Here is a 24,105-nt window from a genome sequence, read left to right on the forward strand (position 1 = left end):
GTTGTTCTCCACGATCTTCTTATTTTCACATCGGCTGAGCCGACCTGTTGTCAGAAAGGCCAGCAGTGTGATGTGCTGGCCTGTCAGTTATTGTTAAATCTGGATGTTTGAGCGTGTCGTCGTGTTAGCTCAGCGCCTCAAGAATGACGCCATCTTCATCCATCTGATCCAGACGGGTGAGGAGCTTACGGGTGATTTGCTCTAGCTGATCGCGCTCGGTAGTGCTCAGCGCCGACCAGAGTTGGTGCAGACAGTTGTGCTGAGGTGGCAGCACACCGCGCAGGAATTCGTGACCTTTATCGGTCAATTGTAGATGCAAACAACGGCGGTCGTTGTCGCTTTCACGGCGCTCAATCCAGCCGCGTTTTTCCAGCTCATCGGCGATGCGAGTAGCATTGGTGCGCGATGAACCCAGCGCACAGCTCAGTTCGGACGGCTGAATGCTGTGATCTTCCTGAGACTCCAGGGTAATCAACGCCATAAATAACGTCTCGTTAATCCCTTGAGCTTTCAGCATTTTATTGCGGTTATCCAGCAGTTTACCTTGCATGTGCATGCACAGGCGGGTCAGCAGAATTTCCTGATACGGGAAGTCCTCATGACGACTGGCGCGAAATTTAAGCATTTGTTCAATGGGCGTAAACGAACTATCCATTTGGGCATGACCTCATTAATTACAGTCGATATAGTAACGACAGTGACAAATAATGTAAATGAATTATTTGTGCGGTTATATCCGCCAAACTTATATCACTGTCAGCAAGTGCCGGGTGAATCCGTGACCCGGTGAGCACAGAAAAGGAAGGGCAAACGCCCACGAAAGACGGGGTCGGGCGATGAGAAACAGCATGAGGTTTCAAACGGAGAGGATGTAATGTCAACCTGGTGAAACTGGGAGCAGCCTGTAAGTATGAACTGTTCATGCGGCAATCTAATATGTCACCCACATTAAAATTTCTGGGATAAATGATTACCTTTAACCTTAACAGACTGCAGGGCTCCTTAACACCCTAAGAAGCCCCAAACCGATGTAAAGCTTAGTTAATTGCTTCCTGCAGGTGATATCCGCGCCACCAGATGATGACGTTGATGACAGCGACGAGTGTTCCGGCCAGACAAACCCCCGCCCAGCCAGCGTGTTGCCACGCCGAGGCGGAAATCAGTGACCCCGCAGCCCCACCGATAAAGTAGCTGGTCATGTAACCGGCCGTCAGGCGGTTACGCGCCTCGGGTTTCAGGCGATAGATAACCGTCTGGTTGGTGATATGCACGCCCTGAACCGTCAGGTCGAGAACCAGAATCCCAACAATCAAGGCCATCACGGAAATATGCCCATACCAGATAGCCGCCCAGGAGAGCAGCAGCAGAATCAGCCCTGCGGTGGTGGTCAGGTGCGATTTGCCCTTATCCGCCAGTCCACCTGCAGGACGTGCGCCTAACGCGCCTGCTGCGCCGGCCAGACCAAACAGGCCAATCATGCCTTCGGAATAGTTAAACGGCGGTGAGGCTAGCAGAAACGCCATCGACGTCCACAAAATGCTGAAGTTGGCGAAGGTAAAACAGCCAAGCAACGCGCGGGTACGCAGCAGTTTATCTTGTGTGAACAAGCTGAAAACGGACCCAAGCAGCTGCGGATAATTCAGGTGATTTTCCTGCTTCACTTTTGGCAATCCGCGCCACAGCGCCAGGGCCATGATCACCATGAGGACCGACGCCACCCAGTAAACCGTGCGCCAGCCGCCGAGGCTTGCCAGCAATCCCGCCACCGTTCGCGCCAGTAAAATCCCGAGCAATAAACCGCTCATGATGGTCCCGACCACTTTGCCGCGTTTATCAGGCGCAGCCAGCGTTGCCGCCAGAGGCACCAGAATTTGTGCGACGACCGAGAATAACCCCGTGAGCGCGGTGCCGATAATCATCATGGTAAGCGACTGGCTGGATGCGGTGATCAGCATGCCCCCGGCCGCCAGCAGCGTCATGGAGACAATCAGCCTGCGGCGTTCAAACATATCGCCTAACGGCACCAGGAACAGTAAACCGGCAGCGTAACCCAGCTGTGCAGCGGTCACAATAAACCCCGCCGAGCTGGCTGAGAGGGAAAAGGCGCGCGCAATGGTGTCCAGCAGCGGCTGCGCGTAATAGTTACTGGCGACCGCCAGGCCCGTTGCCACAGACATTAAAAGGATGAGTGCAGGGCTAAGCCCTTGAGATGTTTTCGTCATTAGATTCAGGAATCGTGAGTTAAGTAATGATTTTTCCAGAAACCAATCATAACGGATGATGATGAATGTTGGGGAATTGTTGCGTGGTGGTTTGTGCGGTTTTGATCTATTGCCAGACTAGGGACTTTTATTATGGGGTGAGGGCCGTTGAGCCTGTATTTATCAGGAGAAAATGTATTTGAGGTAATACAGAAATAAAAGGCGATGGCCTGGTCCGGCTGTAAATCGCCGAGTCGTTGACTGTAGGCCGGAACGAAACGCAGAGCCGCCTGTTCCCCCTCACCCCAGCCCTCACCCAAGAGGAGAGGGCGTTGCCCATGCGGGCATCTCAGGAGCGAGTGGAAAATGAAAGGACTATTTCTGCGCGGCCAGCGCTTCTTTCACCCAGCCATCAAACTGCTGCTGGTGGGCTTTGATCCAGCCGTCAACGTGACCCTGAATATTCGCTTCGGACGATTTGCCTTCATGCATCATCGCGTTCTGCGCGTTGATATCCGCCAGGGGCAGTTTCATCACGGAGAACAGTTTCGCCGCCGCTGGGTTCTTCTCAGCCCAGGCTTTGTTCGCCACGATATGCATCGTATTCACCGGGAAGCCATAGTTCATGCCGTTCGGCAGCTTGGTGTCGATATCTTTCTGCTCGCCTGGCAGAGAGGAGAATGGCACCTGCAGCCACACCACATCTTTACCCGGCTTCAGCACATCGCTCACCCAATATGGGGTCCAGGTGTAATAGATAACCGGTTTACCCTCTTTAAAGCGCGCGATGGTATCTGCCATCATTGCCGAGTAGTTCCCGTGGCTCACGTCAACGGTCTTCTCGAGATCGAACGCTTTGTTCTGATGGTTAATCACCGCTTCACAACCCCAGCCCGGGGAGCAGCCCATCATGTCGGCTTTGCCGTCACCGTTGGTGTCGAACAGTTTGGCGATCTTCGGATCTTTCAGCTGTTCGATATTGGTAATGTGGTATTTCTCGGCGGTTTTCTTGTCGACTAAATAACCCTGCGCCGCACCGGTCACAAACGTCCCTTCGCGATAGAATTTTTTACTCCCGCCCGCAGCAGCGTACATATCATCATGCAGCGGCTTCCAGTTAACGGCGGTGAACGTGGCGTCGCCAGAGGCTATCGAGGTATAGCCCACGTTGTAATCCACTTCACTTGGCTTATTGACCGTATAGCCCAGTTTTTCCAGCGCGCGGCTGACGATCATGGTCTGGAACGTCTCTTCGGAAATGGTGCTCTGAACCGGTTGAACGGTAATGCCTTTGCCCGGGAGATCAGCCGCAAACGTGCTGGTTGAGACAAGGGTGGCAAACGCTGTGGCAAAAAGTACGTTATGTCGCATCGTTATTCCTTATTACATTACACTTCATCATTCCGGCCGCCTCGTCGTTGGCTGCACGCATTCACCCTAGTTAAGTACCCTCGGTACGCGCTCGGGGAATCATTCGTTTGCCGCCGCGATGGAACCTGAATAATTTTGTGTAAAGTTCATGAGTTGAAGACCCGACGGCAATGTGTCGTCGGGCGCTTACAGGATTACTTCGTGAATGGGCGGCTCAGCAGGCCGACAGGACCGGTTTGATACCAGCGACGGTTACCGCGACTGCGTGAATCGCGACCCACAGCCTGGGTCAGACGGTCAAGAATGATGGCGAGGATCACAATCCCCACGCCGCCCACGGTGGCAAGACCCATATCAAGACGGCCAATACCGCGCAGTACCATCTGGCCAAGCCCGCCAACGGCGATCATCGAGGCGATCACTACCATGGAGAGGGCGAGCATCAGCGTCTGATTAACTCCCGCCATAATGGTGGGCATGGCCAGCGGTAGCTGGACTTTGAACAGCATCTGTCGCGGGCTTGCGCCAAACGAGCGTGAAGCTTCAATCAAATCGGCCGGTACCTGGTTAATCCCCAGAATGGTCAGGCGAATAATCGGCGGCAGGGCGAAGATAATGGTCACCACAACACCCGGCACGTTGCCGATACCAAACAGCATCACAATCGGCACCAGATAGACAAACGCCGGTGTGGTCTGCATCGCATCAAGCAGTGGCCGGATGATTTTGGCCGCCCTTGGACTGCGCGCCAGCCAAATGCCCATCGGTAAACCGATAATGATGCAGAAGAACAGGGCAGTGAGCACCAGCGCCAGCGTGACCATGGCCTGCGACCACGCGCCGATAGCGCCAATCGCAATCAGTGAGATCAGCGTGGCAATCCCCATTCCAGCGCTGCCGAACTGCCAGGCGATCATGGCGAACAGGATGATTGCCACTGGCGCAGGCATGCCCAACAACATTTGCTGGAAGCCGTTCAGAATGTAATCTACCGGCACGCGAATGCCCTGGAACACGGGACGGAAATGCGTGACAACCCAGTCGATGCCTTCGGTCACCCAACTGTCCAGCGGGATCAGCGTTTTATGGAACGGGTCCATAATATTGAAATGTTCCGGTGCAGGCGCAGGGGCACTGTTTAGCCAGTCCGCTGCACCGCCGCCATCGGTAGGGGCAGGTGTCGAAGAACCCCACGCATCTGCCGATTGTGCCGCACTATCCGCAGCTTCTGTGGTTCCCCACGGGTTTGATTGATCAGCCATTGTTTGCCCCCTCGCGATCTAAAGCCTGCAGCAACATCCGTTTTGAGATGATGCCGACGTATTGTTGTTCTTCTCCGATAACCGGTACGGCGCACGGCGCCTGACCCACATGAGAGAGCAACTCGCTGAGCGGCGTTTCGGCGTCCACGGCAAGCGGAGCGTCAATTAACGCCGCATCAATTCCCAGATTTTCGCTTAACGCGTTTTTCAGTGAATCGATGGAGACAATGCCAACATATTTATTACCGCGTTCAATCACATAACCGTATTCACGGTCTTCATCCTGCAGCAGCTTCAGCGCCGAGCGCGGGCCAAAACCTGGCGTACGACGAATAATGCCGTTCAGCGCGCGACGGGCAATATCTTTGGCGCTAAATACCTGGCTAATATCCACGCCACGGAAGAAGGTGCGCACATAATCATTTGCCGGATTATTCAGGATTTCGTCCGGGGTGCCGACCTGAACCACTTCACCATTTTGCATAATGGCAATACGGTCGCCAATTCGCATGGCTTCATCAAGGTCATGGGAAATAAATACCACGGTGCGCTGATGTTTTGCCTGAAGTTTTACCAGCTCATCCTGCATCTCGGTACGAATTAAGGGATCGAGCGCCGAGAAGGCTTCATCCATTAATAAAATATCGGGATTAATGGCCAATGCGCGGGCCAAACCCACACGCTGGCGCATACCGCCCGAGAGTTCATCCGGATAACCGTGAGCGTAATTTTCAAGCCCAACCTGACGCAATGCATCCAGCGCTTTTTCCTGGCGCTCAGCCGCAGGGATTCCCGCTAATTCCATACCGAAGGCGGTATTATCCAATACCGTCATATGTGGCATTAGCGCGAATGACTGGAAGACCATTGCAATCTTTTTCCTGCGCACGTCGCGCAGCTCAGCATCGGATATTTTTGCGATATCTACGCCGTCAATTAGCACCTGTCCACGAGTGGGTTCAATCAGGCGATTGAGAAGGCGTACCATGGTGGATTTACCCGATCCGGATAATCCCATGATGACGAAAATCTCGCCTTCTTCAATGGCCAGACTGGCGTCTTTAACGCCAAGCGAAAGCCCTGTTTTCTCCAGGATTAATTCTTTTGAAAGTCCTTTTTCAATATATTTGAAGGCTCGCTGCGGATTATCGCCAAATACTTTATACAGATTTTTAACTTCTAATTTAATTGCCATGCAATAGAGTCAGTCCTGTTATTTATCTATGTCGATATCATTACCAGTGGAAATAATTAGCCGGCATTACCCTAACATACTCAGAATCTGAGACAACCCTTGCCAGGCTTGAAGCCTGAATTTTGCAACAAGCGAAACGGCTGAATTTCCCATGAGGTAAGGGCTGAGCGCTGGTCGAATTTTTCTGATATTTTTGTCAATGCACAGGAGAATTTCACCTGAATCGCAATGATTCAGGTGAATATGAAGTCAGGATGACAGTGTAGATCACGCGGAAATATATGTCGGAGATTTTAGGATTTATATTAAATTAATGAACGCTATATTTTGCCTCAGAAATCCCAATCCGCATCTTCGGTTTCCACCGCTTTACCCATTACATAAGACGAGCCCGAGCCGGAGAAGAAATCATGATTTTCGTCGGCATTCGGGGAGAGGGCCGCCAGAATCGCCGGATTCACTTCCGCCATTTCGGGAGGGAACAGCGCTTCATATCCCAGGTTCATCAGCGCTTTATTGGCGTTGTAGCACAGGAACGCTTTCACGTCGGTTTCCCAGCCTGTTCCGGCGTACAATTCTTCGGTATAACTCAGCTCGTTATCGTACAAATCCATCAGCAAATCGAGCGCAAACCCTTTCAGTTCTTCCCGTTTTTCTTCACTGATTTTCTCCAGCCCTTTCTGGTATTTATAGCCGATGTAATAGCCATGTACCGCTTCATCACGAATGATCAGACGAATCAGATCGGCGGTATTGGTCAGTTTGCCGCGACTGGACCAGTACATCGGCAGCCAAAAACCAGAATAGAAGAGGAAAGATTCCAGGAACACGCTGGCGATTTTCTTCTTTAAGGGGTCATCGGCGTGATAATACTCCAGCACCAGCTGAGCCTTACGCTGCAGCGAGGCCGATGCTTCGCTCCAGGAATAGGCGGCATCCACGTCTTTGGTCTGGCACAGCGTCGAGAAAATCGAGCTGTACGACCGGGCATGCACCGCTTCCATAAAGCTGATATTCGACATCACCGCTTCTTCATGTGGCGTGAGCGAATCGCCCATTAGCGCAGGCGCACCCACGCTATTTTGAATGGTGTCCAGCAGCGTCAGGCCAGTGAACACGCGGATCGTCAGCTGTTGCTCGGCGTGGCTAAGCGTTTGCCAGGCCGGGATATCGTTCGATAGCGGCACTTTTTCCGGTAGCCAAAAGTTGCTGGTCAGGCGGTTCCAGACCTCCAGGTCTTTATCATCCTGAATCTTGTTCCAGTTGATGGCGCTCACGCGTGACAGTTTCATCCTTTCTCCTTACAGCGCGCAGGACACGCAGCCTTCGATTTCAGTGCCTTCCAGCGCAAGCTGGCGCAGGCGAATGTAGTACAGCGTCTTAATGCCCTTTTTCCAGGCATAAATCTGCGCCTTGTTGATGTCGCGCGTGGTGGCGGTGTCTGGGAAAAAGAGGGTTAACGACAACCCCTGATCGACATGTTTCGTGGCTTCGGCATAGGTATCGATAATCTTCTCCGGCCCGATCTCATAGGCATCCTGATACAGCGCCAGGTTTTCGTTGGTCATAAAGGGCGCGGGATAGTAAACGCGCCCGGTTTTGCCTTCTTTGCGGATCTCAATTTTCGAGACGATCGGGTGAATACTCGACGTCGCGTGGTTGATATACGAGATCGATCCGGTCGGCGGCACCGCCTGCAGATTCTGGTTATAGATGCCGTACCTCATCACGTCGTCACGTAGCTGCTGCCACATCTGGCGCGTGGGTAGCGTGACGCCGGCCCGGGCAAACAGCGCACGCACTTTCTCGGTTTTCGGTTGCCAGCTGTTTTCCAGATACGGATTAAAATACTCACCGCTGGCATATCGCGACTCTTCAAATCCGGCGAAACGCTGATTGCGCTCGCGCGCCAGCCTCATTGAGGTATTCAGCGCATGCCAGGTGATGGTGTAGAAATAGAGATTGGTGAAATCCAGCCCCTCCGGGCTACCGTAGGCGATCCCCTCGCGAGCCAGATAGCCGTGCAGATTCATCTGCCCAAGCCCAATAGCGTGCGAAGCGGCATTTCCCGTTTCAATCGACGGCACGCTGCGGATATGGCTCATGTCTGACACCGCCGTCAGCCCGCGGATTGCCGTTTCGACGGTGCGGCCAAAATCGGGTGAATCCATGGTGTGAGCAATATTCAGCGAGCCCAAATTGCAGGAAATATCTTTGCCGATGTGCGCGTAATCCAGATTCTCGTCATAGGTCGATGCGCTGTTAACCTGCAAAATCTCGGAGCACAGGTTGCTCATATTGATGCGCCCGGCGATTGGGTTGGCGCGATTCACCGTGTCTTCATACATGATGTACGGATAGCCAGACTCAAACTGGATCTCGGCAAGCGTCTGGAAGAAATCACGGGCGTTAATGAATTTTTTACGCACGCGATCGTCGGCGAGCAGTTCGTCGTAGAGCTCGCTGATCGCCACATCACCAAAGGGTTTGCCGTAAATTCTTTCGATATCGTAGGGGGAAAACAACGCCATCTCGGCGTTTTCTTTCGCTAACTGGAAGGTGATATCCGGGATCACTACGCCCAGGGAAAGGGTTTTGATACGAATTTTTTCATCGGCGTTTTCACGCTTAGTATCCAGGAAACGCAGAATATCCGGGTGATGCGCATGCAGATAGACCGCTCCAGCGCCCTGACGTGCTCCCAGCTGATTAGCATAGGAAAACGCATCTTCCAGCATTTTCATCACCGGGATAACGCCCGACGACTGATTCTCTATGCGCTTAATCGGCGCGCCGGATTCGCGCAAATTGGAGAGCAGAAACGCAACGCCGCCACCGCGTTTTGATAATTGCAGGGCAGAGTTCACCGCGCGGCCAATCGACTCCATATTGTCTTCGATTCGCAACAGGAAACAGGACACTAGCTCGCCGCGCTGCGCTTTGCCGCAATTCAGGAACGTGGGCGTGGCGGGCTGAAAACGCGCGGAGAGCATTTCGTCCATCAGCTGCTGCGCCAGATTTTCATCTCCTTGCGCGAGCGTTAGCGCCACCATGCACACGCGGTCTTCAAAACTTTCGAGATAGCGCTTGCCGTCAAAGGTTTTGAGCGTATAGCTGGTGTAATACTTCCACGCCCCCAGGAAGGTCTGGAAACGAAAACCGCTGGCGTGGGCGCGTTCAAACAGATTCAGCACAAAGTGACGATCGTAGCGAGTGAGCACCCGCTCTTCGTAATAACCTTCGTCCACCAGATAGTCGAGCCGCGCGTCCTGGCTGGCAAACGGCACGCTGTTGGGGCGCACGTGGGCGGCAAAAAAAGCATCCACCGCCTCTGCATCTTTCCCGAACTGAATGTGCCCCTCACGATCGTAGAGGTTAAGCATGGCATTCAGCGCGTGGTAATCCGTTGATCCCTGCATTACGCGTTCTGCGGTTGTCGTTGCCAAAATTCGTTCACTCCTTTACGCACGTTTTCTACGTCCTGCTGTGTCCCCATCAGTTCAAAGCGATAGAGATACGGCACGCCGCATTTTTGAGAAATCAGGTCCCCGGCGCGGCAGAAGGCTTCGCCGAAGTTGCGATTGCCTGCCGCGATAACGCCGCGAATCAACGCCCGGTTATGGGGATCGTTGAGAAAGCGGATTGCCTGACGCGGCACTGCGCCCGCGGTTCCGCCACCGCCATAGCTGGGAACCACCAGGATATAAGGTTCGTCTACCTGAATGCGTTCGCGTTCGTTCAGCGGAATGCGCACGGCGGGCAGTCCGACACGCTCAATGAAGCGGAGCGTATTTTCGGAGCTGCTGGAGAAGTAGACGAGAATACTCATGCGCTGGCGGCTTGAGTTTGCAGACGGTTAATCATGTCCGGGCGAAAGCCTGACCAGCTGGTTTCGCCCGCAATAACCACCGGCAGTTGGCGGAAACCTTGCTCGCGAAGCACGTCGGCGGCCTCAGGGACTAAATCGACATTCACCATCTCAAACTCTACGCCGCGGCTTTCCATCGCCCGCTTTGTGGCGTGGCACTGAACACAGTCGTTACGAGTGTAAATAGTAATGCTCATGATTCGTATTTCCATCTATGATGAGAGAACGGCGCGATTGAACGCTTCAGGCTATGGGTGTCTTGCTAAATGGAATACTAGATGTAGTTGATGTAAGTTTCAACCACACAAGATATGGGAAATTTGAATTGATTGCGGCGTCACGATGAGCGCAGCGGCGCAGGGCAGGTGAGATGCGTGTTGTGGCGATTTTGTCGCCATAAAAATAAAAACCCCCGTTCGCGAGGGCGAACGAGGGGTCATTAATAATTCCAGCGCGGAATTATTTACGTAACGTCAGCAGCGCGCCGATAAAAATCCCGACGGCGGCGACAGTACCAATCGCACACACCGGTTTTTCACGAACGAACGTACTTGCGCATCCGATGGCATCGCACGCCGCTTGCGAAGTACGCGAGCGACCATTCATGCGCGCGCGGGTTTCACGTAGCAAAGACTGAGCCTTACGTCTGGCGACATCCGCCTCGTCCTTTGCATCTGAGCCCCAGGATTTTAAAACATCTTCCAGCGTGTCAGCTAATTGGCTGACATCATTACGAATATCCTGAGCGTCGTCATTAATATCGTTTCGGTTCGGTCTGTTAAACATACGATCCTCCATAATTTTGCGTTCACATTCAGTTTAGCCCATGATTTTAATATCTGAAGCGAGTCGTGATGAATCTCGCCCTTTATGGATTTATCTGAAAGCGTTACGAATGCTGATTAATGTAAGGTTGCTCGGCAGTAAAAGATAACGAGGATAAAATATGTATTTACGACCCGATGAGGTGGCACGCGTTCTTGAAAAAGCGGGTTTCATCATGGATGCAGTCACACAAAAAACATACGGTTATCGCCGTGGCGATAATTATGTCTATGTTAATCGCGAGGCTCGAATGGGTCGCATGGCGCTGATTATTCACCCGACCTTGAAAGACAGAAGTTTGTCATTTGCTGAGCCCGCCTCGGATATCAAAACCTGCGATCATTATCAGGAATTCCCCCTGTATTTAGCCGGGGAAAGACATGAGCATTACGGTATTCCGCACGGTTTTAGCTCCCGCATGGCGCTGGAGCGATTTCTGCAAGGATTGTTTGGCGAAGCGCCATAAGCACGCGACTGGCAGTAGCCAGTCGCAGTCGATCACGCTTTGGACGTTGTGTACTGACTCACCTTGAACAGACGGCGACAGTAGTCAAGGAAGTAGCCGTATGCCGCGCCCATCATCATTGACACCACAATATTCGAACTGACGGCAGCGGCAATTTGATGCCAGTCAGCGCCGACTGTAAGCAAAATCGCGACATAAACCGGTGACTGAAATGTCACATAGGCCAGCACATCTGCCAGGTTTTTCATCCAGCCTGATGGACTGAATCTGCGCGCCATACGCATTATCGCATCACGGTAAAAACCATACGGCCATGCAATAAGGATATTGACCGGAATAGCCACCAGCCTGGAAGAAAGCGACTGCTCAAAAGACATTCCGGAGAGGAATATCTCGATCAGCATGTTCACTACGGAACAGTAGACAACCATCGCGAAAGTGTCCGCTACTGCATGGCGCAGGCGAGACTGCGGTGAGAACATGTCTGAACTCCTTGAGAGCAACACAGTATAGTGACAATACCCGCGGCATAAGGTGCTTTAGGTTGCTTTTTTTGATGCGTATAGAGTATATCTCTGCCTGTTAACTCACAATGAGTGAATAATTTTTATTAAATGCCTTTTTTCCTATAAAATTCTCTAAAGAAGCCTGCTTTTTTATCGTGCTGGTGATTTCTGTTTGTTGTCATAAGATAACCATATTTATCAATGTGTTAAATTTATTTTTGTTGATGTGAAATCACACTCAAAGCTTCTATCAGCAGGCTATCCTTTCTTAAGTTCAAAACACACGCCATTTGTGATTAATGTTCTTTATGCATGTAAAAAGCAGTCGAAAATTCTGTAATTGCAGCAGGTTTTTTATGCGGGTGAGGTGACTGACTATTCAGTTATCAGGATTGTGAAGCAGGAAGGTTGCTCAAAATAGCAAAACGTTGAATTTAAAATTGTGTGATGAATAAAATGAAAAAAGGCATTAAATGACGAAAATAAAAAGTAACAATATCTAAATAACTATTTTTGAATAGCCTTAATAATTGTCAGGAAGGAATGCAACTGGATATTCAAAGTAAAGTGGATTACCATGTTGTCCTATTGCTCATTGAATCAACTCATAAAAGGTCTTCAGTAATATGTCTTCAATGTTACAAAATCTTAATAATATCCGTACCCTTCGCGCAATGGCGCGTGACTTCTCAATTGACGTGCTCGAAGAAATGCTGGAGAAATTCCGCATCGTTACGGAAGAAAAACGTAATGAGCAAAACGAAATGCAGCAGCAGCAGGCGGAACAGCAGCAGAAAATTAATGCACTGCTGGAGCGGATGAAAGCGGACGGTATTTCTCCAGAAGATTTACTGGGTAAAGACGTGTTAAAAGGCGCAAGCCAGTCGCAGAAACGTCAGGTACGTGAAGCGAAATATCGTTTTACTGATGTGAATGGTGAAGAAAAAACCTGGACCGGTCAGGGTCGTACACCGAAAGCGATTGCAACTGCACTGGCAAACGGTAAATCACTGGAAGATTTCTTAATCTAATTGTGATGTATTGCAGGGCGGTTTTTCACCGCCCTGAGTATTAGCAAACGCCGAAATCGCCGTCTTCTTTATAAAGCGTCACATCCGCCGCCTTCAACGTGTACTTCTCACCCTGCTCCTGACTCGCCTGAACAGCAATTATTTGATCGCCATGCACTTCAACGACTTTCAGCTTCGGGCCGCCCATACGCGGTTGCACAAGATCGCCAACAGAAAACATAACATCCTCCTCATTTAGTGACCTTTACCTTAGCCCACGCCTCAGTCCTGGTACAGGGGTAACGCGGGTTTACCCCTTAATCGCCAGTCTCTATCAGTGTAAAGAGGGTAAAGGAGGGTAAAAGCGCAGCTGCGAGGTGGCGGAACACGCTAAACTCGCTACGCTTAGAGATAAATCTCTTTTTTTACAATTACCTGCTTAGTGTGTATGGAGAATGTATGGGTTTCTGGCGTGTTGTTTTTACGATTATTTTACCGCCCCTTGGCGTGCTGCTTGGCAAAGGTTTCGGTTGGGCATTTCTGCTTAACATCGTCCTGACCCTGTTGGGGTATATCCCAGGATTGATTCACGCCTTCTGGGTGCAAACCCGCAATTAGATTTTACGTTCGCCAGAGTAAATCGCTATAAATCCCGGTCAGCACTCCCTGCGGGGCAAACTGCTGTTTGATCCAGCGGGTGACCTGACCGGTCGCCGCATGTTGCGTTGCGAGCAACATACGCGAATCCTGACGCGGATTATTAATTCGACGCGTAATCAGCAGCCCATCTTCCATCGCTTCTCGCGCCATATGTTCCGGTAAAAAACCAATTCCATCACCCAGGATCTGACACTGGCATTTGGTGTTAAAGTCCGGGACCAGAATCGCCTCCTGCCCGTGTAACAACCAGCCCACTTTTTTATTGATGGTATGCGCCGTATCTTCGACCATGATATTCGGATAAAGCCGGAGCTGGCTTTCGGCGATGGGTTCGGGCGCAAACGCGAGCGGATGCTGGGGTGAAATCGCAAACACCCAACGAATCGCCCCAATTTCGGTGTAATCAATGCCTCCGCCATCCAGCAGCGTGTCCGGCGCACCAATCGCAATATTGGCCTGATTATTAATAATGGAATCCCAGACGCCGTTATAAACCTCAGTGGTCACCGTAATCTGACAGGTGGGAAACTGCTTTTTTAACACCTGGAGCAGCCTGGCCGTATGGCGCGGGGTATATAAAAGCTGGTTGATACAAATACGCACCCGCGCTTCAATGCCCTGGGAAATGGTATCTATCCCGCGCTTAATCGCGTGAAAGTCATTCAGCAGATCGGTCGCTTTGCGATAAAAGTAAAAGCCGGATTCGGTCAGTTCGATGCTGCGCGTATTGCGCACAAACAGCACCACATCCAGCCCTGTCTCCATACGCTTGATGGTGTAGCTTATCGCCGATGTGGTCACGCCCAACTCTCCAGCCGCTTTGCTGAAACTGCCAAAACGGGCTGCGGTGGTAAACGCCAGCAGGTTTTCTTCCGTAAATATCGAATTCATCGCCGCGCGCTCCGCGTAATGGTCAAATGGGATTATTGAATCTATTTGTAATCCGCGCTAACGGCAATCAGTATTGAACAATATTTAACACTGCTGTTACAACTGATTTGAACAGAATCACACTTCTACGATTTTGTTTCAGCCCACGGCTGACAAGGGGTTTCGAGCCATAAGCAGAATGCCATTTTGCAGGTGAAAAGCGGGCCAGCGATAAGAAAAACATTGCACCGACGCACGTTTTGACTGGATTGTTAATTTTAATTCAACAATCCACGACCTTACGATGAATGATATTTAAGCGGATTCTTTTATGCATGCGCTGTTGCTATTCTCAGGTTATCAGAAATGAAAACATCGGAGTCTTAATATGTCTGCACATGAACTCGTTACTGAATTTCTGCTGGCCGCAGAACAGGGCAATGCCAATGCGCTACAGGCCTGTCTGGATAAAGGCGTGGATATCAACGCCACCAATCGTCAGAAAAGAACCGCCGTTATTATTGCCAGTCTGCATAAACATTATTCTTGCGTTGAACTGCTTATTTCCGCCGGGGCGGATATCGATAAGCAGGATCAAACCTGTTTTAACCCGTTCCTGATTAGCTGCCTGACTAATGACGTAACCCTGCTGCGCATTGTGCTGCCAGCCAACCCGGATCTCGACCGCCTGACGCGTTTCGGCGGTGTGGGCATCACGCCTGCTAGCGAAAAAGGGCACGTTGATATCGTGCGCGAACTGCTGACCCACACCGATATTAACGTCAACCACACCAATTTTGTCGGCTGGACGCCGCTGCTGGAGGCCATCGTATTAAACGACGGCGGCGCAAAACAGCAGGAGATAGTCAAGCTGCTGCTCGACCACGGCGCGAATCCGCATATGACGGATAAATACGGTAAATCACCGCTCGAACTGGCGCGCGAAAAAGGCTATCACCCGATTGCCGAACTGCTGTTAGCCGCCGGCGCGTAATTCATTCGGCAAGTCTTACCGGGCTTGCCTGCACTAAAAAATATCACTTTTCACATCATGCCTTAAACATGATGACGGCCCCCTTTTGCCCGAATTCGGGAGGAAATAATGCCTACCAAAATCGTTATAAAAAAGAATACCTATTTTGATTCTGTCTCGCTGATGTCGGTCTCGACCAAAGCCAATAAATTTCCCGGCGTTGAACAGGCATTTATCGCGATGGCGACCGAAATGAATAAAGGCGTCTTAAAAAATCTCGGATTATTAACGCCGGAATTGCAGGACGCCAAAAACGGCGACCTGATGATTGTCATTAAAGGTGACGCTGCGGATGACGAAACGCTGGCCGCCATAGAGGGATTATTTACCCGCAAAGAGAGTTCGGGCTCACACGAATCGCGCTACGCCACGTTGGCTAGCGCCAAAACGCATCGCCCGGACAGTAATCTGGCGGTGATATCCGTCAATGGACTCTTTGCCGCCCGCGAAGCGCGTCAGGCGCTGGAAAACGGTCTCAACGTGATGCTCTTTTCCGATAACGTCAGTCTGGAAGACGAGCTGGCGCTCAAGCAACTGGCGCATGAAAAAGGATTGCTGATGATGGGACCGGACTGCGGCACCGCCATCATCAACGGCGCGGCGTTGTGCTTTGGCAACGCGGTGCGCCGTGGTCCGATTGGCATCGTGGGTGCGTCGGGCACCGGCAGCCAGGAATTGAGCGCGCGCATTCATGAATTTGGCGGTGGGATTTCTCAGCTGATTGGCACAGGCGGACGCGATCTCAGCGAGAAGATTGGCGGTCTGATGATGCTCGACGCCATCGACATGCTTGAAGCCGACGACGCGACCCAGGTGATTACGCTTATCTCCAAACCGCCAGCGCCCTCGGTTGCTGAAAAAGTGCTGGCCCGTGCGCGCGCCTGCCGCAAACCGGTGGTGGTCTGTTTCCTTGGTCGCAACGAACCTCCCGCCGATGAAGACGGCTTGCAGTTTGCTCGCGGCACAAAAGAGGCGGCCCTGAAAGCCGTCCTGCTGACCGGCATCAAAAAAGAGTCTCTGGATCTGCACCCGCTCAACTGGCCGCTGATCGAAGAGGTTCGCGCGCGCCTGACGCCGCAGCAAAAGTACATTCGCGGGCTGTTCTGCGGCGGCACGCTGTGCGACGAGGCGATGTTCGCCGCGCTGGAGAAATTCGACGACGTTTACAGCAATATTCAGCCCGATCCGACCAAACGCTTAGCCGATGTGAACGTCAGCAAAGCCCACACGTTTCTCGATTTTGGTGATGATGATTTCACCAACGGCAAACCGCATCCAATGATCGACCCGACCAACCGCATCAGCCGCCTGTTACAGGAAGCGCGCGACCCGGAAGTGGGCGTCATCGTGATGGATTTCGTGCTCGGTTTCGGCTCTCACGACGATCCGGTCGGAGTGATGCTCGACGCAATTAAAGAGGCGCAGGCGATTGCCAAAGCCGACAACCGTCCGCTGGAAATCCTGGGCTACGTGCTGGGCACCGATCTCGATACGCCAGCGCTTTCGCAGCAGTGTCAGTTGCTCATCGACGCTGGCGTTATCTGGGCGAGCAGCAGCACCAATACGGGATTACTGGCGCGTGAATTTGTCTGCAAAGGGAAGAAAGCCTAATGAAAACCTTATTTAACCAGCCGTTGAACGTCATTAACGTCGGCATCGCCATGTTCAGCGACGATCTGAAAAAGCAACACGTTCCGGTCACTCAGCTCGACTGGACCCCGCCGGGGCAGGGCAATATGCAGGTGGTGGAAGCCCTGGATCAGCTGGCGAACACGCCGCTGGCCGACAAAATCGCTGCCGCCAACAAAATCGCGCTGGAGCGCATTATTCAGTCCCATCCGGTGCTGGTGGGCTTTGACCAGGCCATCAACGTCGTCCCTGGCATGACGCGTACCACCATTCTGCACGCGGGTCCGCCGGTAGCGTGGGAAAACATGTGCGGCGCGATGAAAGGCGCGGTGACGGGCGCGCTGGTGTTTGAAGGGCTGGCGAATGATTTGAATGAAGCCAACACGCTGGCGGCATCGGGAAAAATCACCTTCTCGCCGTGCCACGAGCACGACTGCGTGGGCTCGATGGCGGGCGTTACGTCCGCGTCGATGTTTATGCATATCGTCGAAAACAAAACCTACGGCAACCGCGCGTTCACCAATCTCAGCGAGCAAATGGCGAAAATCCTGCGCATGGGGGCTAACGATCAGAGCGTGATCGACCGTCTGATCTGGATGCGTGACGTGCTCGGCCCGATGCTGCGCGATGCGATGAAGGTCATCGGCGAAATCGATCTGCGGCTGATGCTGGCGCAGGCGCTGCACATGGGCGACGAGTGCCATAACCGCAATAACGCAGGCACCACGCTGCTGATTCAGGCGCTGACGCCGGGGCTGATTCAGGCGGGCTATCCGGTTGAGCAGCAGCGCCAGGTGTTTGAGTTTGTCGCCAGCAGCGACTACTTCTCCGGTCCAACGTGGATGGCGATGTGCAAAGCCGCGCTGGATGCCGCCCACGGTATTGAATACAGCACCGTGGTGACCACCATGGCGCGCAACGGGTACGAATTTGGCCTGCGCATTTCCGGCCTGCCGGGTCAATGGTTTACCGGTCCGGCGCAGCAGGTGATCGGCCCGATGTTTGCGGGCTATAAGCCGGAAGATTCCGGCCTGGACATTGGCGACAGCGCCATCACCGAAACCTACGGCATTGGCGGTTTTGCAATGGCGACGGCACCCGCCATCGTCGCGCTGGTGGGCGGCACGGTTGATGAAGCCGTCGATTTCTCGCGTCAGATGCGCGAAATCACGCTCGGTGAAAACCCGAACGTCACCATTCCGCTGCTCTCGTTTATGGGTATTCCGACGGCGATTGATATCACCAAAGTGGCGGGCAGCGGCATTTTGCCGGTGATCAACACCGCCATCGCCCACAAAGACGCCGGCATTGGCATGATTGGGGCGGGCATCGTTCACCCGCCGTTTAGCTGTTTTGAAAAGGCGCTGTTGACCTTCCGCGATCGCTACTTCCTATAAGGTAAGCATCCATGAAAAGCATGAAACTGGAGTGGAAAAGAGGTGACTGGGCGGCATATTTCGGGTTGATGACCAACAACCTGACCAATTTGCTCACCATGATGGGGCTGCTCATTTTTGTCGTCGGCATCCCGAAAGAGATTGTTTATGGACGTATCGCGCCGGCCTTCGGGCTGGCGGTACTGGTGGCGAGCGTGTGTTACACCTGGTTTGGCCTGCAAATGGCGCGTCAAACCGGACGTAACGACGTCACCGCGCTGCCGTCGGGGCCCAGCGCACCGTCGATTTTTACCGTTACGTTTCTGGTGCTGATGCCCGTTTATCAGCAAACCGGTGACGCAGACTTTGCCATCCAGATTGGGCTGGTGTGGTGTTTTGTTGAAGCGATGATTCTGGCGGGCGGTTCGTTCCTCGGTGAAACCATTCGCAAGATGATTCCACGCACCGTGCTGCTGTCGTGCTTGTCTGGCCTGGGCCTGCTGCTGCTGGCGATGAACCCAATGCTGCAGGCGTTCGAAGCGCCGACCGTGTCGTTCATCGTGCTGCTGCTGATCTTCATCAACTGGTTTGGTAAAAAGCCGATCTTTGCCCGCATTCCGACCGGTTTACTGCTGCTGATCGCCGGTACAGCGCTGGCCTGGATCTCCGGTCTGCAAAGCCCGGACGCGATTAAGGCGTCCATGTCCTCTTTCGGCTTTAACCCGCCGTCAGTCCACGTTGACAGCTTTATGCAGGGTCTGCCACACGCGCTGCCGTATCTGGCGTCGGCAGTGCCTTTGGGACTCGCGAACTACATCTTTGACCTCGAAAACATCGAAAGCGCCCACGCGGCGGGGGACGAATACCCGACGCGTAAAGTGATGCTGGCAAACGGTTTGGCGTCGATGCTTGGCTGTCTGATGGGGAACCCGTTCCCGGTAACGGTTTACGTCGGCCACGCGGGCTGGAAAGCGATGGGCGCGAGCATCGGCTATACGCTGGCGTCTGGCGTCACCATGTTCATCGTACCGTTGTTCGGGCTGGGGGCGTTTATGCTCGCCATCATTCCGATGACCGCCATTGTGCCAATTCTGGTGTTTATCGGCGTGGTGACCGCCAACCAGGTGGTGAGGGAAACGCCCAAAGTGGAGGTGCCCGTCATCTTTATCTGTCTGTTCCCGTGGATCGCCAACTGGGCGCTCACCATGATGAACAGCGTGATGGGGGCGGCGGGAACCAACGCGGCGAAAATCGGCACCGACGTGCTGCACAGCAAAGGAATTTACTACGAAGGACTGATGCACCTCGGCAACGGCGCTCCGCTCGCCAGCATGCTCTGGGGCTGTATCGCCATTTTCGCCATCATTAATAAACCGCTGCGCGGGGCGATTGCCGCTGCGGTCGGTGCGCTGTTAGCGCTGTTTGGGGTGATCCATGCGCCGGTGGTGGGGTTCGCCGAAGGCAGCTCGCTGACGTTCGTCACGGCCTACCTGATGATGAGCGGCATGTTCGTAGTGAAACATTTCCTCGAGAGCCGTGAAGCGGCGCGTGCGGGAGCACCGGTTTCAGAGTCCTGATAATGCCTGATGCCCTCACCCTAACCCTCTCCCACGGGGAGAGGGAACACTCCGGAGCAGCATTTCCCCCTTTGCCACGGGGAGAGGGAACAGTCCAGAGCGGCCTTTTCCTTTTTCTCACGGGGAGTAGGAACAGTCCGGGCGGCATTTTCCCCTTTCTCACGGGGGAGTGGGAACAGTCCGGAGCGGCATTTCCCTCTTTCTCACGGGGGAGTGGGAACAGTCCGGAGCGGCATTTCCCTCTTTCTCATCGGGAGAGGGGATTGCCCGAAGCAATTTTTCCCCTCTCGGCCACAGAGTGAGGGGGCTTTACTCCCTCTCCCTGTGGGAGAGGGCCGGGGTGAGGGCACCAGACCGCACTTTTTCAAAGGAAAAAAGATGAAAGAACTCATGGTCGTCGCCATTGGCGGCAACAGCATTATCAAAGACAACGCCAGCCAGTCGATTGAACATCAGGCGGAGGCGGTCAAAGCGGTCGCAGATTCTGTGCTGGAAATGCTGGCCTCCGATTACGACATCGTCCTGACGCACGGCAACGGCCCGCAGGTGGGGTTAGATCTGCGTCGTGCAGAGATCGCGCACGAGCGCGAAGGGCTGCCGCTCACCCCGCTCGCCAACTGCGTGGCAGACACCCAGGGCGGGATCGGCTATCTGATTCAGCAGGCGCTCAACAATCGACTGGCCGCCCGCGGAGAGCAAAAAGCAGTCACGGTCGTCACACAGGTTGAAGTCGACAAAAACGATCCCGGTTTTGCCCATCCGACCAAACCGATCGGCGCGTTCTTCAGCGAAGCCCAGCGCGATGAGCTACAACTCGCCCATCCCGACTGGCATTTCGTTGAGGATTCCGGGCGCGGCTACCGCCGTGTGGTGGCTTCTCCACAACCCATACGGATCGTGGAAGCGGACGCCATCAAAACGTTGACGCAAAAAGGCTTCGTGGTGATCGGCGCGGGCGGCGGCGGGATCCCGGTGATTCGTTCGGAAACGGGAGAATATCAAAGCGTGGATGCCGTCATCGATAAAGATCTCTCCACCGCGCTGCTGGCGCGTGAGATCCGCGCCGACGTGCTGGTGATCACCACCGGCGTCGAGAAAGTGTGCGTCAACTTTGGCAAGCCGAATCAGCAGGCGCTGGACACGGTGAACGTCGCGCAGATGACGCGCTATAGGGAAGAGGGCCATTTCCCGGCGGGCAGCATGTTACCCAAAATCATTGCCAGCCTGGCATTCCTGCACCACGGCGGAAAACGGGTCATCATCACCTCACCAGACTGCCTGCCCGCGGCGCTGCGCGGTGAAACGGGCACCCATATTGTGAACGCATAAGAATAAGGAAGATAAGATGAATGAGAATAAAAGCCGCCGGGAGTTTATCAGCCAGAGCGGCAAAATGGTCACCGCCTGCGCGCTGTTTGGTGCGACCGGTTCCGTCGCGTATGCTGCTGATTCTGCGAAACAGACCTGCGAGACCGGCAAACCGATGAACATCACCGCGAAACACTATTATCTGGATAACGTGCTGCTGGAGGCGGGTTTTCACTTTGAAGGCTCAGTGCCCGTCAGCACGCGCACTGAGCTAAAAACGCTGGAGATCAAAGACGGTAAAATCGTCGCGCTTAGTGATAACAAAAGTCATGCCGACGCCACGTTGCCGCACTACGACGCAGGCGGCAAGCTGATGCTGCCGACGATGCGCGATATGCATATCCATCTGGACAAAACGTTTTACGGTGGCCCGTGGCGCTCGCTCAATCGCCCGGCGGGAACCACCATTCAGGATATGATCCGTCTGGAGCACAAGCTGCTGCCCGAGTTGCAGCCCTACACTCAGGAACGCGCGGAAAAACTTATCGACCTGATTCAGTCGAAGGGCTCCACCATTGCCCGCAGCCACTGCAATATCGAACCCACTTCCGGCCTGAAAAATCTGGAAAATTTACAGGCGGTACTGGCGCGTCGCAGCGGCGGTTTTGAGTGTGAAATCGTCGCCTTCCCGCAGCACGGTTTGCTGCTTTCAAAATCAGAGCCGCTGATGCGCGAGGCGATGCAGGCCGGTGCGCACTACGTCGGCGGGCTGGATCCAACCAACGTTGACGGCGCGATGGAAAAGTCCCTCGACACCATGTTCCAGATTGCGCTGGACTACGACAAGGGCGTGGATATCCACCTGCACGAAACCAGCCCGGCAGGCGTGGCGGCGGTGAATTACATGGTCGACACCGTCGAAAAAACGCCGGAACTGAAAGGCAAACTGACGATCAGCCACGGCTTTGCGCTGGCGATGCTCAACGAACAGCAGGTCGACGCGCTGGCAACCCGTATGGCCGCGCAGCAGATCGCTATCGCTTCCACCGTGCCGATTGGCACGATGCACATGCCGCTCAAACAGCTGCGTGATAAAGGCGTATTTGTGATGACGGGGACCGACAGCGTGATCGACCACTGGTCGCCGTACGGCCTGGGCGACATGCTCGAAAAAGCCAATTTGTACGCGCAGCTGTATATCCGTCCGAACGAGCAAACCCTCTCGCGTGCGCTGGGGATCGCCACGGGTGATGTGCTGCCGCTCAACGACAAAGGCGAGCGCGTATGGCCGAAGGCGCAAGATGACGCCAGCTTCGTGCTGGTGGACGCTTCCTGTTCTGCCGAAGCCGTGGCGCGCATTTCACCGCGAACCGCCACCTTCCATAAAGGAAATATCGTGTGGGGTTCGGTGGGCTGAAGCGGTGTTTCCACCCTGGCGGGATCCTCACAAATTGACAATGTGCACAACGTACTCCCTCTCCATTTAGGGAGAGGGTAGGGTGAGGGATATACTCTTAAGCACATTCTTACAGAGGGATCTCACATGGCACAGAATATCTACGACAATCCGGCATTTTTCGAAGGCTACGCGCAGCTTCCGCGCTCGGTCCAGGGGCTGGACGGCGCGCCCGAGTGGCCCGCGCTGAAAACGATGCTGCCGGACTTGCGCGATAAATCCGTAGTCGACCTCGGCTGCGGTTACGGCTGGTTCTGCCGTGTGGCGCGGGAAATGGGTGCGGCGCAGGTCACGGGCATTGATATCTCGGAAAAAATGCTCGCGCGTGCTGCGGAGCTGACCAGCGACGCGGCGATTCACTATCAACGCAGCAGTCTGGAATCGCTGTCGCTTGCAGAAAACAGTCTCGATTTGGTTTACAGCTCGTTGGCATTGCATTATCTGCCGGAACTCGACACCCTGTTTGCCAAAATTCAGCGTGCACTGAAGCCCGGCGGCAGTCTGGTGTTTTCGATGGAACACCCGATCTACACCTGCGCGTCGCGTCAGGGTTGGCTCACTGATGATAACGGTGTGCGCTATTGGGGCGTGAATCAGTATCAGCAGGAGGGCGAGCGCGTCAGCAACTGGCTGGCGGACGGTGTTATCAAATATCACCGCACGCTTGGCACGACGCTCAATGCGCTGATCGCGGCAGGGCTGACGATTCGTGAAGTCAACGAATGGGGCCCAACGCAGGCGCAGACGGATGCCTGGCCTGCGCTGGCTGAAGAAGCGGAACGCCCGATGCTGGTGCTAATCGCGGCTGAAAAAACTCAGTAACCGACTTTGTACACCCGCCCGCTCTGGACGCCCTCGACGCTGCGGCGATAAGCCTGCGCGACGGTGGCGGCGGGTACGCTTTCAAAGCCCGGGAAAAATCCGTCGTAAGCGTCGGCTGATTCGCTCAACACCGTCGGGCTGACCAGGTTGATACGAATTCCACGTGGCAGTTCGCAGGCGGCGGCGCGGACAAAACCTTCCAGTGCAGCATTTACCGTGGTGGCGTTGACGCCCTGGGCAATAGGCTCGTCTGCCACAATGCCGCTTATCAAGGTGATCGAACCGCCTTCATTCAGGTAGTGCTGGCCCGTCAGCGCCAGCCGCACCTGGCCCAGCAGTTTGTCCTGCAATCCCTGATTAAAATCACTGTCTTTCATGGTCGCCAGAGGGCCAAAATGCAGGCCACCGCTGGCGGAGACAATCGCATCCACTGGACCTATCTTCTCGAACAGCGCCTGGACGCTCTCCTGCGAGGTAATATCCACCTGCTCATCACCGTTTGTACGGCCCACACGAATCACCTCATGGCGACGGCTCAATGCTTCCGTTACCGCACGACCTACCGTACCGCTGGCACCAATAATGACGATTTTCATAGCTGACTCCTTATGTTGTGTGCCTCCATTCTTTAATAAATAAAATCTGAGATAAACTGGGTTAAAGTTAGATG

At 53.8% G+C, this 24,105-nt stretch carries 24 protein-coding genes; 10 read left to right on the forward strand and 14 right to left on the reverse strand.

Going from position 1 to position 24,105, the window contains the following annotated elements:
- Positions 1 to 124 precede the first annotated feature (124 nt).
- The 10 genes from mprA to AC0LWE_RS10635 form a co-directional block, all read right to left on the reverse strand.
- Complete coding sequence (gene mprA / locus AC0LWE_RS10590; protein WP_059177728.1) at positions 125 to 655, reverse strand: transcriptional repressor MprA; 531 nt, start codon at positions 653 to 655, stop codon at positions 125 to 127.
- 382 nt (positions 656 to 1,037) lie between these two features.
- Positions 1,038 to 2,222 (reverse strand): MFS transporter, encoded by a 1,185-nt coding sequence (locus tag AC0LWE_RS10595; protein ID WP_131489540.1) that lies wholly within the window; start codon positions 2,220 to 2,222, stop codon positions 1,038 to 1,040.
- A gap of 354 nt (positions 2,223 to 2,576) precedes the next feature.
- A complete protein-coding gene (gene proX, locus AC0LWE_RS10600; RefSeq protein WP_059177731.1) occupies positions 2,577 to 3,572 on the reverse strand; it encodes a glycine betaine/L-proline ABC transporter substrate-binding protein ProX in 996 nt (331 codons plus the stop codon).
- Positions 3,573 to 3,766: 194 nt separating this feature from the next.
- Positions 3,767 to 4,834 carry a glycine betaine/L-proline ABC transporter permease ProW gene (gene proW / locus AC0LWE_RS10605; protein ID WP_174343662.1) on the reverse strand — a complete coding sequence of 356 codons (1,068 nt, stop codon included), beginning with the start codon at positions 4,832 to 4,834 and terminating at the stop codon, positions 3,767 to 3,769.
- Positions 4,827 to 6,029 carry a glycine betaine/L-proline ABC transporter ATP-binding protein ProV gene (gene proV, locus AC0LWE_RS10610; RefSeq protein WP_219347454.1) on the reverse strand — a complete coding sequence of 401 codons (1,203 nt, stop codon included), beginning with the start codon at positions 6,027 to 6,029 and terminating at the stop codon, positions 4,827 to 4,829. The genes proW and proV overlap by 8 nt, the downstream gene beginning before the upstream one ends.
- A gap of 332 nt (positions 6,030 to 6,361) precedes the next feature.
- Complete coding sequence (gene nrdF, locus AC0LWE_RS10615) at positions 6,362 to 7,321, reverse strand: class 1b ribonucleoside-diphosphate reductase subunit beta (protein WP_059177734.1); 960 nt, start codon at positions 7,319 to 7,321, stop codon at positions 6,362 to 6,364.
- A 9-nt stretch (positions 7,322 to 7,330) separates the two neighbouring features.
- Positions 7,331 to 9,475 (reverse strand): class 1b ribonucleoside-diphosphate reductase subunit alpha, encoded by a 2,145-nt coding sequence (nrdE, locus tag AC0LWE_RS10620; RefSeq protein WP_234592891.1) that lies wholly within the window; start codon positions 9,473 to 9,475, stop codon positions 7,331 to 7,333.
- Positions 9,448 to 9,858, reverse strand: coding sequence for a class Ib ribonucleoside-diphosphate reductase assembly flavoprotein NrdI (nrdI, locus tag AC0LWE_RS10625; RefSeq protein ID WP_131489177.1), 411 nt, complete (start codon positions 9,856 to 9,858; stop codon positions 9,448 to 9,450). Before nrdI ends, nrdE begins: the two co-directional genes overlap by 28 nt.
- Entirely contained in the window at positions 9,855 to 10,109 is a 255-nt protein-coding gene (gene nrdH / locus AC0LWE_RS10630) for a glutaredoxin-like protein NrdH (RefSeq protein ID WP_202693800.1), read from the reverse strand. Before nrdH ends, nrdI begins: the two co-directional genes overlap by 4 nt.
- Positions 10,110 to 10,356: 247 nt before the next feature.
- Entirely contained in the window at positions 10,357 to 10,683 is a 327-nt protein-coding gene (locus AC0LWE_RS10635) for an ElaB/YgaM/YqjD family protein (protein ID WP_015960146.1), read from the reverse strand.
- Between the two features lie 160 nt (positions 10,684 to 10,843).
- On the opposite strand from AC0LWE_RS10635, the gene AC0LWE_RS10640 reads away from it, so the two are divergent.
- The gene (locus AC0LWE_RS10640; protein WP_059177738.1) at positions 10,844 to 11,188 is read left to right on the forward strand and encodes a DUF2002 family protein; all 345 of its coding nucleotides are present in this window, start codon (positions 10,844 to 10,846) and stop codon (positions 11,186 to 11,188) included.
- 32 nt (positions 11,189 to 11,220) lie between these two features.
- Here AC0LWE_RS10640 and alaE read toward each other — a convergent pair whose 3' ends face one another.
- A complete protein-coding gene (gene alaE / locus AC0LWE_RS10645; protein ID WP_059177739.1) occupies positions 11,221 to 11,670 on the reverse strand; it encodes an L-alanine exporter AlaE in 450 nt (149 codons plus the stop codon).
- Between the two features lie 650 nt (positions 11,671 to 12,320).
- Here alaE and stpA point away from each other — a divergent pair.
- Positions 12,321 to 12,725, forward strand: coding sequence for a DNA-binding protein StpA (gene stpA, locus AC0LWE_RS10650; RefSeq protein ID WP_059177740.1), 405 nt, complete (start codon positions 12,321 to 12,323; stop codon positions 12,723 to 12,725).
- Positions 12,726 to 12,765: 40 nt separating this feature from the next.
- On the opposite strand, the gene AC0LWE_RS10655 is transcribed toward stpA, so the two are convergent.
- The gene (locus AC0LWE_RS10655) at positions 12,766 to 12,945 is read right to left on the reverse strand and encodes a hypothetical protein (protein ID WP_059177741.1); all 180 of its coding nucleotides are present in this window, start codon (positions 12,943 to 12,945) and stop codon (positions 12,766 to 12,768) included.
- A gap of 218 nt (positions 12,946 to 13,163) precedes the next feature.
- Here AC0LWE_RS10655 and AC0LWE_RS10660 point away from each other — a divergent pair, with 218 nt between their 5' ends.
- Positions 13,164 to 13,322: a YqaE/Pmp3 family membrane protein gene (locus AC0LWE_RS10660; RefSeq protein ID WP_072241742.1), complete on the forward strand. Its 159-nt coding sequence runs from the start codon at positions 13,164 to 13,166 to the stop codon at positions 13,320 to 13,322.
- 3 nt (positions 13,323 to 13,325) lie between these two features.
- On the opposite strand, the gene AC0LWE_RS10665 is transcribed toward AC0LWE_RS10660, so the two are convergent.
- Complete coding sequence (locus tag AC0LWE_RS10665; protein WP_059177742.1) at positions 13,326 to 14,255, reverse strand: LysR substrate-binding domain-containing protein; 930 nt, start codon at positions 14,253 to 14,255, stop codon at positions 13,326 to 13,328.
- Positions 14,256 to 14,622: 367 nt separating this feature from the next.
- Here AC0LWE_RS10665 and AC0LWE_RS10670 point away from each other — a divergent pair, with 367 nt between their 5' ends.
- The 7 genes from AC0LWE_RS10670 to AC0LWE_RS10700 all read left to right on the forward strand — a co-directional run bounded on the left by AC0LWE_RS10670 (position 14,623) and on the right by AC0LWE_RS10700 (position 23,435).
- Positions 14,623 to 15,228, forward strand: coding sequence for an ankyrin repeat domain-containing protein (locus tag AC0LWE_RS10670; RefSeq protein ID WP_131489171.1), 606 nt, complete (start codon positions 14,623 to 14,625; stop codon positions 15,226 to 15,228).
- Positions 15,229 to 15,336: 108 nt separating this feature from the next.
- Positions 15,337 to 16,878 carry an acyl-CoA synthetase FdrA gene (fdrA, locus tag AC0LWE_RS10675; RefSeq protein WP_234592880.1) on the forward strand — a complete coding sequence of 514 codons (1,542 nt, stop codon included), beginning with the start codon at positions 15,337 to 15,339 and terminating at the stop codon, positions 16,876 to 16,878.
- Positions 16,878 to 18,293 (forward strand): YlbE family protein, encoded by a 1,416-nt coding sequence (locus tag AC0LWE_RS10680; RefSeq protein ID WP_219347457.1) that lies wholly within the window; start codon positions 16,878 to 16,880, stop codon positions 18,291 to 18,293. The genes fdrA and AC0LWE_RS10680 overlap by 1 nt, the downstream gene beginning before the upstream one ends.
- An 11-nt stretch (positions 18,294 to 18,304) precedes the next feature.
- A complete protein-coding gene (locus tag AC0LWE_RS10685) occupies positions 18,305 to 19,849 on the forward strand; it encodes a xanthine permease (RefSeq protein WP_202666561.1) in 1,545 nt (514 codons plus the stop codon).
- Between the two features lie 378 nt (positions 19,850 to 20,227).
- Complete coding sequence (locus AC0LWE_RS10690) at positions 20,228 to 21,178, forward strand: carbamate kinase family protein (RefSeq protein ID WP_219347458.1); 951 nt, start codon at positions 20,228 to 20,230, stop codon at positions 21,176 to 21,178.
- Positions 21,179 to 21,194: 16 nt separating this feature from the next.
- Positions 21,195 to 22,574, forward strand: a complete 1,380-nt coding sequence (locus tag AC0LWE_RS10695; protein ID WP_219347459.1) for an amidohydrolase family protein — start codon at positions 21,195 to 21,197, stop codon at positions 22,572 to 22,574.
- 126 nt (positions 22,575 to 22,700) lie between these two features.
- A complete protein-coding gene (locus tag AC0LWE_RS10700) occupies positions 22,701 to 23,435 on the forward strand; it encodes a class I SAM-dependent methyltransferase (protein WP_219347460.1) in 735 nt (244 codons plus the stop codon).
- Here the strand turns inward: AC0LWE_RS10700 and AC0LWE_RS10705 are convergent.
- Positions 23,429 to 24,031, reverse strand: coding sequence for a short chain dehydrogenase (locus tag AC0LWE_RS10705; RefSeq protein WP_131489156.1), 603 nt, complete (start codon positions 24,029 to 24,031; stop codon positions 23,429 to 23,431). The two genes, AC0LWE_RS10700 and AC0LWE_RS10705, sit on opposite strands and share 7 nt — an antisense overlap.
- Between the last annotated feature and the right edge of the window lie 74 nt (positions 24,032 to 24,105).

Source organism: Lelliottia sp. RD5, assembly GCF_056032945.1.

Coding starts and splice junctions, on each gene's coding strand:
- mprA (WP_059177728.1), bottom strand. CDS start 655: ATGGATAGTTCGTTTACGCCCATTGAACAAATGCTTAAATTTCGCGCC.
- AC0LWE_RS10595 (WP_131489540.1), bottom strand. CDS start 2,222: ATGACGAAAACATCTCAAGGGCTTAGCCCTGCACTCATCCTTTTAATG.
- proX (WP_059177731.1), bottom strand. CDS start 3,572: ATGCGACATAACGTACTTTTTGCCACAGCGTTTGCCACCCTTGTCTCA.
- proW (WP_174343662.1), bottom strand. CDS start 4,834: ATGGCTGATCAATCAAACCCGTGGGGAACCACAGAAGCTGCGGATAGT.
- proV (WP_219347454.1), bottom strand. CDS start 6,029: ATGGCAATTAAATTAGAAGTTAAAAATCTGTATAAAGTATTTGGCGAT.
- nrdF (WP_059177734.1), bottom strand. CDS start 7,321: ATGAAACTGTCACGCGTGAGCGCCATCAACTGGAACAAGATTCAGGAT.
- nrdI (WP_131489177.1), bottom strand. CDS start 9,858: ATGAGTATTCTCGTCTACTTCTCCAGCAGCTCCGAAAATACGCTCCGC.
- nrdH (WP_202693800.1), bottom strand. CDS start 10,109: ATGGAAATACGAATCATGAGCATTACTATTTACACTCGTAACGACTGT.
- AC0LWE_RS10635 (WP_015960146.1), bottom strand. CDS start 10,683: ATGTTTAACAGACCGAACCGAAACGATATTAATGACGACGCTCAGGAT.
- AC0LWE_RS10640 (WP_059177738.1), top strand. CDS start 10,844: ATGTATTTACGACCCGATGAGGTGGCACGCGTTCTTGAAAAAGCGGGT.
- alaE (WP_059177739.1), bottom strand. CDS start 11,670: ATGTTCTCACCGCAGTCTCGCCTGCGCCATGCAGTAGCGGACACTTTC.
- stpA (WP_059177740.1), top strand. CDS start 12,321: ATGTCTTCAATGTTACAAAATCTTAATAATATCCGTACCCTTCGCGCA.
- AC0LWE_RS10655 (WP_059177741.1), bottom strand. CDS start 12,945: ATGTTTTCTGTTGGCGATCTTGTGCAACCGCGTATGGGCGGCCCGAAG.
- AC0LWE_RS10660 (WP_072241742.1), top strand. CDS start 13,164: ATGGGTTTCTGGCGTGTTGTTTTTACGATTATTTTACCGCCCCTTGGC.
- AC0LWE_RS10665 (WP_059177742.1), bottom strand. CDS start 14,255: ATGAATTCGATATTTACGGAAGAAAACCTGCTGGCGTTTACCACCGCA.
- AC0LWE_RS10670 (WP_131489171.1), top strand. CDS start 14,623: ATGTCTGCACATGAACTCGTTACTGAATTTCTGCTGGCCGCAGAACAG.
- fdrA (WP_234592880.1), top strand. CDS start 15,337: ATGCCTACCAAAATCGTTATAAAAAAGAATACCTATTTTGATTCTGTC.
- AC0LWE_RS10680 (WP_219347457.1), top strand. CDS start 16,878: ATGAAAACCTTATTTAACCAGCCGTTGAACGTCATTAACGTCGGCATC.
- AC0LWE_RS10685 (WP_202666561.1), top strand. CDS start 18,305: ATGAAAAGCATGAAACTGGAGTGGAAAAGAGGTGACTGGGCGGCATAT.
- AC0LWE_RS10690 (WP_219347458.1), top strand. CDS start 20,228: ATGAAAGAACTCATGGTCGTCGCCATTGGCGGCAACAGCATTATCAAA.
- AC0LWE_RS10695 (WP_219347459.1), top strand. CDS start 21,195: ATGAATGAGAATAAAAGCCGCCGGGAGTTTATCAGCCAGAGCGGCAAA.
- AC0LWE_RS10700 (WP_219347460.1), top strand. CDS start 22,701: ATGGCACAGAATATCTACGACAATCCGGCATTTTTCGAAGGCTACGCG.
- AC0LWE_RS10705 (WP_131489156.1), bottom strand. CDS start 24,031: ATGAAAATCGTCATTATTGGTGCCAGCGGTACGGTAGGTCGTGCGGTA.